At 35.5% G+C, this 1,480-nt stretch carries 1 protein-coding gene; it reads right to left on the reverse strand.

Annotated features, from left to right (window positions below; all coding sequences use genetic code 11):
- Positions 1 to 40 precede the first annotated feature (40 nt).
- The gene (locus AX762_RS11930) at positions 41 to 1,363 is read right to left on the reverse strand and encodes an IS3 family transposase (protein WP_071849329.1); all 1,323 of its coding nucleotides are present in this window, start codon (positions 1,361 to 1,363) and stop codon (positions 41 to 43) included.
- Positions 1,364 to 1,480 lie beyond the last annotated feature (117 nt).

Here is a 1,480-nt window from a genome sequence, read left to right on the forward strand (position 1 = left end):
TGAATTACTACCTTTAAACTAGACACTTAAAAAAACGATATTATGCAGTCCATAGAAGATGGTCCCGATAAGCTACGGGGGTCATCTTCTTTAATTTTTTTTGATAACGATCATGATTATAAAATAAAATATACTCTTCTACCGAATTCCACAAATCCTGAAGAGTTTCATGTCTTTCAGAAAGGACGACGTCCTTCATATGACCGAAAAAAGACTCCATAGGTGCATTATCCCAACAGTTGCCTCTTCTAGACATGGATTGAATGAATCCCATTTTTTCAACATTTTGCTGGAAAGTCGGATTAGTGTAGTGGAAGCCTTGATCAGAATGCAAGTACCTTTCTGTCTCAGGAATATCTTTTGTCACAGATTCTAATTTTTCCAATGTTCGATAGACCAAATCCATCTTTAAAGAAGAAGAGAAATGATGTGCAAGGATTTCTCCTGTTGCGCCATCTTTCACGGCTGAGAGATAGGCCATTTGTCCCTTACCGTAAGGTAAATATGTAATATCAGTGAGTAATACTTTATAGGGCGTTCCTCTATCAAACTCACGATTTACAAGATTCTTCTTAGTGTGGTGTTCTTGTGTCGCCTTCATCATTTTTTTGTAAGGTTTGGCTTTTCTAATGGGTGAAATGATTCCATGCATCCGAAGGATTCTTCGGATTTTCTTATGGTTCATTACGATATCATATTCAGCTTTTAATGCCATCTTTATTTCTTCTACGCCACATTTCTTTTTCTCAATATAAACTTGATGAAGCAATTCAAAATCGTTGCTGTCCTGTTCATATTTTTTGTAACGCATCTCTTCATTGTTCGTCCAATAATAATAGCCACTTCGACTTACTTCCGCTATTTCACATAAATGCTTTACCATTCCTTTAAGGCTATATTCTCTTATGATTGAATCAATCAGTTCATACCGCTCAATGATTTTCAGACCGTTTCCTTTCCCGTTCTTCACGCTCCTTTCGTGCAGCTCTAATTTTTTTACTAAATCTAGATTACTTTCTAGATAAGCTATACGTGCTTTTGCTTCTTCCAATTGGTCCTCGATAGATCCCTTTGATTGTGTCCCATTGCCACGTGTTTCGTTATGAAAACAATCTTCTCCTTTTAATTTAACACTCTTTTTCCAACGGCTCACACAGTGATGAGCTTTTTCTTTGCCTACAAGATTTTCAGGTAGACCAGCATTCTCAAAGATGACCGTTGAGGTCATTCCACTTCTACTTTGCTTTACTGCTTTAATTTTAAAAGCAGGTGAATAGGTAATGCTTTTTGAAGATACTGCTTTTACATTAGGATTCTTTTGCAATATTTCTATTTCATATTCTGTATATAATTTTTTGCTCATCTGAGAAACCTCCACTTAGAAACTATTCTATAAAAGTATAACGAAAATAACGTAAAAAAATAACCCAAAAACTAAAACACTCTTTTTTTGAGTGTCTAGTTTTTGGGTAGGGGTTCA

The organism is Alkalibacterium sp. 20, assembly GCF_001885615.1.
Lineage (GTDB): Bacteria > Bacillota > Bacilli > Lactobacillales > Carnobacteriaceae_A > Alkalibacterium.

Coding starts and splice junctions, on each gene's coding strand:
- AX762_RS11930 (WP_071849329.1), bottom strand. CDS start 1,363: ATGAGCAAAAAATTATATACAGAATATGAAATAGAAATATTGCAAAAG.